This window comes from Terriglobus sp. YAF25 (genome assembly GCF_052113305.1).
GTDB lineage: Bacteria > Acidobacteriota > Terriglobia > Terriglobales > Acidobacteriaceae > Terriglobus.
In genome coordinates this window covers 1-7,976 of sequence record NZ_JBFRCY010000382.1, presented here as the reverse complement: position 1 = coordinate 7,976, position 7,976 = coordinate 1, and the positions used below count along the sequence as shown (strand labels likewise).

General features: G+C 55.5%; 7 protein-coding genes and 1 pseudogene. 6 read left to right on the top strand and 2 right to left on the bottom strand.

What is annotated here, in order from left to right; genetic code table 11:
• From AB4043_RS16040 to AB4043_RS16020, 5 genes and pseudogenes are all read left to right on the top strand, one after another.
• On the top strand, window positions 1-313 hold a 313-nt coding region (locus AB4043_RS16040), incomplete at its 5' end, for a hypothetical protein (RefSeq protein WP_442307503.1).
• Between the two features lie 541 nt (window positions 314-854).
• On the top strand, window positions 855-1,256 hold the full coding sequence (locus AB4043_RS16035) for a hypothetical protein (protein ID WP_442302775.1): 402 nt from the start codon (window positions 855-857) through the stop codon (window positions 1,254-1,256).
• Window positions 1,257-1,340: 84 nt separating this feature from the next.
• Window positions 1,341-3,671, top strand: coding sequence for a glycosyltransferase family 4 protein (locus AB4043_RS16030; protein WP_442302776.1), 2,331 nt, complete (start codon window positions 1,341-1,343; stop codon window positions 3,669-3,671).
• A 56-nt stretch (window positions 3,672-3,727) separates the two neighbouring features.
• Window positions 3,728-4,132: pseudogene (locus AB4043_RS16025) on the top strand (glycosidase); the annotation flags it as partial.
• Between the two features lie 50 nt (window positions 4,133-4,182).
• Window positions 4,183-4,485, top strand: a complete 303-nt coding sequence (locus AB4043_RS16020) for a hypothetical protein (protein ID WP_442307504.1) — start codon at window positions 4,183-4,185, stop codon at window positions 4,483-4,485.
• Here AB4043_RS16020 and AB4043_RS16015 read toward each other — a convergent pair.
• Both AB4043_RS16015 and AB4043_RS16010 read right to left on the bottom strand, forming a co-directional pair.
• Complete coding sequence (locus AB4043_RS16015) at window positions 4,471-4,803, bottom strand: FtsX-like permease family protein (RefSeq protein ID WP_442307502.1); 333 nt, start codon at window positions 4,801-4,803, stop codon at window positions 4,471-4,473. The genes AB4043_RS16020 and AB4043_RS16015 overlap by 15 nt on opposite strands.
• Window positions 4,701-6,941, bottom strand: coding sequence for an ADOP family duplicated permease (locus tag AB4043_RS16010; protein ID WP_442307501.1), 2,241 nt, complete (start codon window positions 6,939-6,941; stop codon window positions 4,701-4,703). Before AB4043_RS16010 ends, AB4043_RS16015 begins: the two co-directional genes overlap by 103 nt.
• Window positions 6,942-7,629: 688 nt before the next feature.
• Between AB4043_RS16010 and AB4043_RS16005 the strand changes: the two genes are divergently transcribed.
• Window positions 7,630-7,976, top strand: a 347-nt coding sequence (locus AB4043_RS16005; protein WP_442307500.1) for an MFS transporter, incomplete at its 3' end; no start/stop codon positions are given.

The following is a 7,976-nucleotide window of genomic DNA, read 5'->3' as shown; positions in this document are numbered from 1 at the left end:
TGCAGAAAGAGCTGCCGTGTCCGATGCTGAGAAAGAGCACAACCTCTTTGATTGCACAAATGGATGGAAGACCTGCGATCGCTCCAAGCTGGCGCCAAAGGACGCCCTCATCCTGGAACGTAGTGAACGTCAACGCAACTATTCCGCTTGTGAGGATAGAGATGCGGGATGTAATTACGCGCTGTTGAGCGCATCTGAACTTTCCGTTCTGAAGCGAGTAGAACAGCGACGCAACATTAGTGCATGCAAAACCGGCTATGGCTACTGCGACCGATCAAAACTAACTGCCGAAGAACTGCGAACGTCGCAATAAGTGATTATTTGTTCAGAACACTCGATGTTGTCTGCTTTTGGATGAATGATGAGGCAGAGCGCGAGAAAGGACAAAGTTATTGCGGCAGCCGGTGATTCACGGCATGTGCCGGCCCACTACGTCGATATTGGAACGAAGTTTCGATCTATAGTGGCATGGTTTCTTCGACCAAGATAACGAAAAGAGCGGATTTATATATTTCGTCTGCGGCGGCACGCTGCTATCTGGAAGCGTATGCTCGAGACAAGTAGCCAAGATCTTGTTTCTCGCCTTCAGCGGTTCATTGCTTTGCTCCAGACGAGCGTCTTTCAAGTAAGCAACCGAACGGCTGGAGACTCCCCATGATTGGCAAATCTTCTGATGTAAAGAATCATCTGCGGCGCAAACCCCATAAGAACATCTTTCCTTTCAAGCCACTGTCTGAACCTGACGCAACAGGAGATTCCACCGGGATATCACCGTTGGAGAATGAACCTGGAACGCAGGACGTTCTTAATCCCGAGGGGGCGCTCGCTGTGGTCGCGACCAGAAAACGGCCGGCGTGAACCTTCCTGCGATGTTCCTCCGTATCGGCGCAGTTTTGCCGGACAACGTCGAATTTGTGCAGACATCTTTCTGCGAAGGATGGATGGCTGTCGAAGCCACGGCGGCGAACACTATGGATACAGCAATTCGTCAGGCCGGCTGGCACTTTGTCTGCCTGGTGGAGTCCGCCGCCGGTATGGCCGCAGGCCTGTCAGAAGCAGCAGCATGTAACCATGCTGCTGCTCTGGCTCTGAATCGGATTCACGCTCGCTTCAACACGGCTGAATTGGGTCCGGTAAGGGTTACCAAATATCCGGGATTCTATGTAGCCAAGGTGACGCTGCATACGCGACAAATTCAGCAGCAGACCTCTCTGGGGCTGGTCGACGAGATGCTCCTTCGAGAGGTTTTGGTCTAAAGGATCAAGCATGTCGGCCCAGAGAAGGGCCGGCCAGTTCCCATCCTGAAAGTTGCGACACCCGATTCGTGAAAGTTGGCTCGTATGAGCTCTCCGCATGATCCAATTCCCCTGGAAGGCGTAGCGCTGCCCCTGCCCACGCGAATCGCATTGATCGGCAATCATCTGCCGCGCCAATGTGGTATCGCGACCTTTACGGCAGACCTCAGCGATGCGATCGCGAGTGAGTATCCCGGCCTGGGACTCTTCGTCATTCCAGTCAACGATCCAGAGTCCGCTTATGAGTATCCTGCTCGCGTGCGGCTGGAGATTACGCAGGAAGACGAGTCTTCCTATGAGCGCGCCGGCGACTTCCTGAACTTCAATGGGAACGACCTGGTGTGCCTGCAGCACGAGTACGGTATCTACGGCGGAGCGGCAGGACGCCATATCCTCGCGTTACTGCGAAGGCTGAAAATGCCCCTGGTGACAACCCTTCATACGGTTCTTCGCGAACCGGATCGTGAGCAGCGTGAGGTCCTGGAAGAGATTGTTTTTCTTTCAGACCGGATAATCGTCATGAGTGAATACGCCGCCGGCCTGCTGCGTGATATCTATGACGTGCCGGCTGAGAAGATCGACCTGATTCCCCATGGAGTACCGGATCTCCCGTTTTCTGATCCAAACTACTTTAAAGATCTGTTTGGGACCGAAGGGAAACAGGTCTTACTGACGTTCGGGCTCCTCTCGCCGAATAAGGGCATTGAGAATGTCATTCGCGCTCTTCCACGGATTCTTGAAGAAAACAAAGACGTGGTTTACGTCGTCTGCGGCGTTACGCACCCTCATGTTCTGCGATCGGAAGGGGAGCGCTACAGAAATGGCTTACAGCGGCTGGCGGAAGATCTGGGCGTTGCGTCCCATGTCGTCTTCCATAACCGTTTTGTCAGTTCTGAAGAGCTCTTTGAGCATGTTGGCTCTGCGGATATCTATATCACACCGTACCGGCAAGAGGCCCAGGTCGTTTCCGGAACGCTCGCAATCGCTCTTGGCGCAGGCAAAGCCGTCATCTCTACGCCGTATTGGCATGCGAAGGAACTTCTCGCCGCGGACCGCGGCATACTGGTTCCGTTCGACAACCATGAAGCCATCGCGAGAGCAGTAATCGACTTATTGCGTAATGACGCGATCCGCCACGCAATGCGCAAGCGGGCCTACCTTTACTCGCGCGGCACAACATGGCAGCAGACAGCACAGGCTTATATGGCGTGTTTTCAACATGCTCGTATCGAGCGTATGTTGCGGCCACGTCCTGCGCTATCTGATCTTTTCACTGCGAAGGCGATGGACTTACTGCCGGAATTCAATAGTGGCCATCTGCAGACGATGACCGACGATACCGGCATCCTGCAACACGCCATCTTCTCTCTTCCAAACTACAGTGAAGGCTACACGACGGACGATAACGCCCGAGCACTGATTGTCACCATGCGGCTCAACAATTCTCCGCTGACAAGTTGCGAGGACTACGTTGCCCTGTCACGGCGGTACCTTGCGTTTCTATGGCTTGCGTTCAATGAAAAGAGCGGCAGGTTCAGAAACTTCCTCAGCTATGGCAGGGAGTGGTTGGAGGACGTTGGCTCTGAGGATAGCCATGGGCGTTCTTTGTGGGCATTAGGGACAGTTCTGGCGAGTACGGATGACACCGGGCTTCGCCTTGCGGCGGGGCGGCTTTTTGAAGCTGCTTCCGCAACCGCTCTCTCGTTCACAAGTCCACGGGCGTGGGCCTTTTCCATATTGGGCATGCAGGGTTATCTGGAGAAGTTTCCAGGAGACCGTCATGTGCAAAGCTACCGCAACGAGCTGGCTAACCGTCTGCTGACGATCTATGAAGCCACTCGCAGCAAAGAGTGGCTCTGGTTTGAGAAGACTCTCGCCTATTCGAATGCCAGGTTGCCCCAGGCCCTCATCCTGGCGGGAGGCAGCAGCGGCAATCAGAGAATGGTGGAAGCGGGATTGGAATCCCTGCGATGGCTTCTTGCAGAGCAGCATCGAGGAGACGAAGCTACCTTTGTTCCGATTGGGTCAAGAGGGTTTGCGTTTGCCGCCGGCATGAAGGCACGTTTTGACCAGCAACCGATCGAAGCGTGTGGCACAGTCTCTTCGTGCCTGCTTGCTTACGGGATAACGCATCAGCAGCAATGGCTCGACGAAGCAAGATCCGCCTTCCGCTGGTTCCTTGGAGAGAATGACCTGCAGATTTCGCTTTACGACCCGGTAACTGGCGGTTGCCGGGACGGGTTGCATCCAGATCGCGTCAATGAAAATCAGGGAGCTGAATCCACCCTGTCGTTCCTCATGGCTCTTCTCGATATGCAGAACCTTGAAATCACAACCTCCACCAATACGCATCTGGAAATGAGTGTTCCCCGTTGACTCCGATTACTCTGCCGGCTGAATGGCCGGACATTTCAACTCAACCAAAGCTGTCCGTGGAAGAATCTCTGTTCACACGTCACACGGGCAATCCGATCCTGAGCCGTAGCGACTGGCCGTATCCCATCAACAGCGTCTTCAATGCAGGAGCCGTAAGGCTGCCTGACGGTGACGTCCTGTTGCTTTGCCGTGTGGAAGACAGGAGAGGTCTATCGCACCTGTGCGCTGCACGTTCTGCCAATGGAGTCGATGGTTGGCGCATTGATGAGGAACCGACCCTGATGGCCAACCCTCGTGAGTATCCAGAGGAGATCTGGGGCATTGAAGATCCCAGAATTACGTATGTGCCAGAGCTGGAGAAATATGCCGTTGCTTATACCTCATTCGCGCGAGGTGGTCCTGGAGTCTCTCTCGCGTTGACGACAGACTTTCGAAGCTTTGAGCGCCTTGGCGTCATCATGCCGCCGGAAGACAAAGATGCTGCCTTGTTACCACGCAAGATCGGCGGCTTCTGGGCTCTCATACACGCCTGGGACTTGCTCTGTTTGATCTCGAAAAGCCTTATCTATGCCTTCAGCGAGGAGATTCCTGGATGTTTGGGCCGGAAGCTCCATACGAGCGGGGAGGCGATGTCAACGATGTTGTTTTCCCTTGCGGCCAGGTCATAGAGCCGGATGGCGATACGATCCGCCTCTACTACGGTGCGGGCGACTCCTGCATCGCGTTAGCCACAGGCAGCATTCGTGGTCTTCTCACATGGCTGAACGCTAATTCATCTCCCGACGAGGTACTTCTGGCATCACTCCATCCGTAGCGCTTTGACCGGGTCAAGCCGTGAAGCCCGCCATGCGGGAAAGGTGCAGGCTGCGGCAGCAACCAGCAGTAATACGATCGCAACCAGCCCGAAGACCGCCGGATCGAGTGGATGGGTTCCGTACAGCTGTGACTGGAGCTTGCGTGTGAGAGCGGCGCTGATACATAGTCCAAGCGCCAGGCCGACGAGTGCCGGCCGCAAGCCATCGGACAGGATCAGCCGAAGTACCTGTTCCCGCTGCGCGCCCAATGCGATGCGGATGCCGATCTCGCTTGTCCTCTGGGCGACAAGGTAGGAGAGGACTCCAAACAATCCCACGGAAGCAAGCAGAAGAGAGAGTGCGGCGAATGCACCCAGCAGGCTGGTCTCAAAGCTGGAGTTGGCGACATCATGCTCTGGACTGGTTCATTCAGACGATGGCGCGTGTCACCTACGATGCCGACGATCTCCAGCTTTTCAGCCGATGGACTGCGCCAGCTTACGGCGAGATGCTTTCCCAGAGGATCTTCGTTGGGAAAGAACTCATGCGCAAGTTTCTGGTTGATGATGACGAAGCTGCTGTTGCCTAACCGTTCGGCCGAGGTGAAGAAGCGGCCCGCGAGCAGCGGAATCTGCAACGCCTGGAAATAGCCAGGATCCGCTGTGCGGAAGAGCGCCGAATCATGCTTCTCCGGAGGCTGCGGTGGATGTTCGGGAATGGTGAAGGTCATCTCGCCGTACGGCCCCTCACCTGGGACTGCATTGGTGAGCCCCGCCGCGGTCACACCAGGCAGATGGCGGACACGTTCGAGAAGCTGTTCCTGGAACGAAATAACCTGATCCGGCTTGGAATAGGTTTGTCCTCGCAGGAAGTAACGCATGGTAAGGACATTGCGTGTGGTGCAGCCGAGATCGACTGCGCCGAGCTGGAGAAAGCTCTTGAACAAGAGGCCGGCGCAGATCAGCAGGACGACAGTGATTCCGAACTCAATCGTCATGAGCCCTTTGCGCAGCGATGCTTTAGATGCGGAGCTGCCGGCTGTTCTGGCACTGTCCTGCAGCGCGGTGGAGACATTGGCGTCGGTGAACAGCAGCGCCGGAAGAATTCCTGACACGGCTCCAGCGAAAGCAGTTACTCCGAGGGCGAAGCAGAGAACCGTGGCATCAATGTGAATCGCTTCCGCCCGTGGCAGATTGAGCCAGTATCTGGTCAGCCAACGAACAGCCAGGTGAGCGAGACCGACACCAAGGATACCGCCCGAGATACAGATCAGCACACACTCCGTAATCTGCTGGCAGATCAGGCGAGCATGGCTTCCACCCAGTGCCGATCGCACCGCCATCTCCTTACGGCGGGCGACGGCGCGGGCAACCAGCAGGTTCGACAGGTTCAGGCAGGCGATCAGCAGAAGACAGCTTACGGCAGCCATCAGGAGATACAGCGGAGCTTTGGTGTCTCCGACAACGTCATCGATCAGGGGCTGCGAGACGACCTCGGAGCTGACCGGACCGGTGCCGGAGAAACGTCTGAAGATTCCCTGCTGGATTGCCTGAACTTCCTGAACCGCCTGCTGTGCGGAATAGCCAGGTTTGAGCCGCGCAATCACATGACCGTTATGGCTGTAATGGCTATGCAGGATGATGCTGGGAGTCCCTTTGTGATAGGGAACCCACAACTGGACCTTTGGATCGGGAAAGCTGAAGCTCTGCGGAAGTACACCGATGACGGTATAGGCGAATGTATTAAGCCGGATCGTCTTCCCAATGATGGAGGGGTCTGCATTGAAGCGGCGTTTGAAGAGGCTCCACGAGAGAATGACAGTAAGGCCTTCCTTATCCGTATCGTCCGCTTCCACGAACAATCGCCCCACAGCCGGTTGCACGCCAAGAGTGGGAAACAGATTCCAGGAACATGTCATCGCGGGAAGGAACTCTGGAAGCTCATTGCGATCGCCCGAGATGTTGTAACCACTGAATCGCCAGATCGCCATCTGTTGAAAGCCGTGGGATGCGCTTTGCCAGTCGTAGAAATCTCCGCCGGCCACACTGTCTTTCTTGCCCTGATTGTTGCCCTGACCGGAGGTTTCATCCAACGCAATCAGTTGGCTCGGATTAGAAAAGGGCAGAGGATTCAGCAGGACATGGCGCACCACAGTGAACAGCGCCACATTGGCTCCGATACCCAGAGCCATTACGAGCACGGCGATCGTCGTAAATCCAGGAGTCCGTTTTAGGGTTCTGCCTGCATACGCCAGGTCTCGCCACAGATGGTCGATTGCGGCCATAGTGTTCTGCTGCCAAAGTTTTTCGCGAATGCGCTGGGGATTGCCGAATTTGATATGAGCCCGGCGCCGAGCCTCTTCCGGCGGCATGCCCTTGGCGATGTTCTCTTCCGTTTCGGCTTCGACGTAGGCGCGAATCTCCTGTTGTAACTCGAAGTCGGAACGTTTGCGACGGAAAAACCGTTGCCAGCTCATTCGGACACCCCCATGGATTATGGACCACTTGTCTCCMCTCGAACTTCTATGGGAGAAGATAGTACACCACTCGAAGTTCTATGGGAAGCGTGTTTCCTATGAGCGGATTCAATGACTCACCACACCTAGATGCAAGCCCTCAGCGGCTAAAGCCGTGCCCTTAAACATGACATCGCGCTGCGCTCGACCGGGTACAAGGCGAGTCGGGCTCAGCTCCATCCTTCCGTTGCGCGTAGCGCAACCATTTCGCACCGTCGGTGCGAATGCCTTGCTTAAGGGGACGGCTTCAGCCGTCCCGTATCAAGCGAAAAGAAGAATCGCGGCTTTAGCCGCTGAGGTACACGCTTAGAGCGTTTTCCCTGTTGTTGGGTTTTATGATGACGGGAGATCTGATCACGGCAAATTCCTCGTGTTTCTTTGCCGTCGTTGTCTGCCAGAGAACGATTCCATCGCACGATACTGTCGGCGAATTAATGACTCACCACACTGGAGCCTTTCTCCTGTAGGTGTATTGCAGGGCTTGCGCATCTATGGGCGTTTTCCGCAATGAAAACGACGCTATACACTTCTCCCGGGATACCCAGCAACAAGGAAATGCTCTGAACCGATGGCCCAATCGCATAAGAATTTGTGGGCCGCGTTGAAGAGATTGTATCGTTCGAGGGTGAAGAGAAATACGGAAATGGTCATGAGTGAAGCGATACGAAATCCGAAGGAAAACTCCGCAACCTATCGCGTGCTGGGAGGGGCGAGTCTCTGCCACATGCTCAACGACATGTTGCAGTCACTCTTTGTTGCTGCGTATCCCATCTTCAAAGGGAACTTTCACCTGTCGTTCGGGCAGATCGGCGCGCTGACCCTGGTCTTCCAGATCACGGCATCGCTGCTGCAACCGCTGGTGGGGCTTTACACCGATCGCAGGCCGCAGCCGTATTCGCTGCCGGTTGGCATGACGATCTCGATGAGCGGGCTACTGGTTCTTGCCTTCGCGCAGAATTACGGAATGCTGCTGGTTGGCGGTGCACTGTTGGGGGT

Coding starts and splice junctions, on each gene's coding strand:
- AB4043_RS16030 (WP_442302776.1), top strand. CDS start 1,341: ATGAGCTCTCCGCATGATCCAATTCCCCTGGAAGGCGTAGCGCTGCCC.
- AB4043_RS16010 (WP_442307501.1), bottom strand. CDS start 6,941: ATGAGCTGGCAACGGTTTTTCCGTCGCAAACGTTCCGACTTCGAGTTA.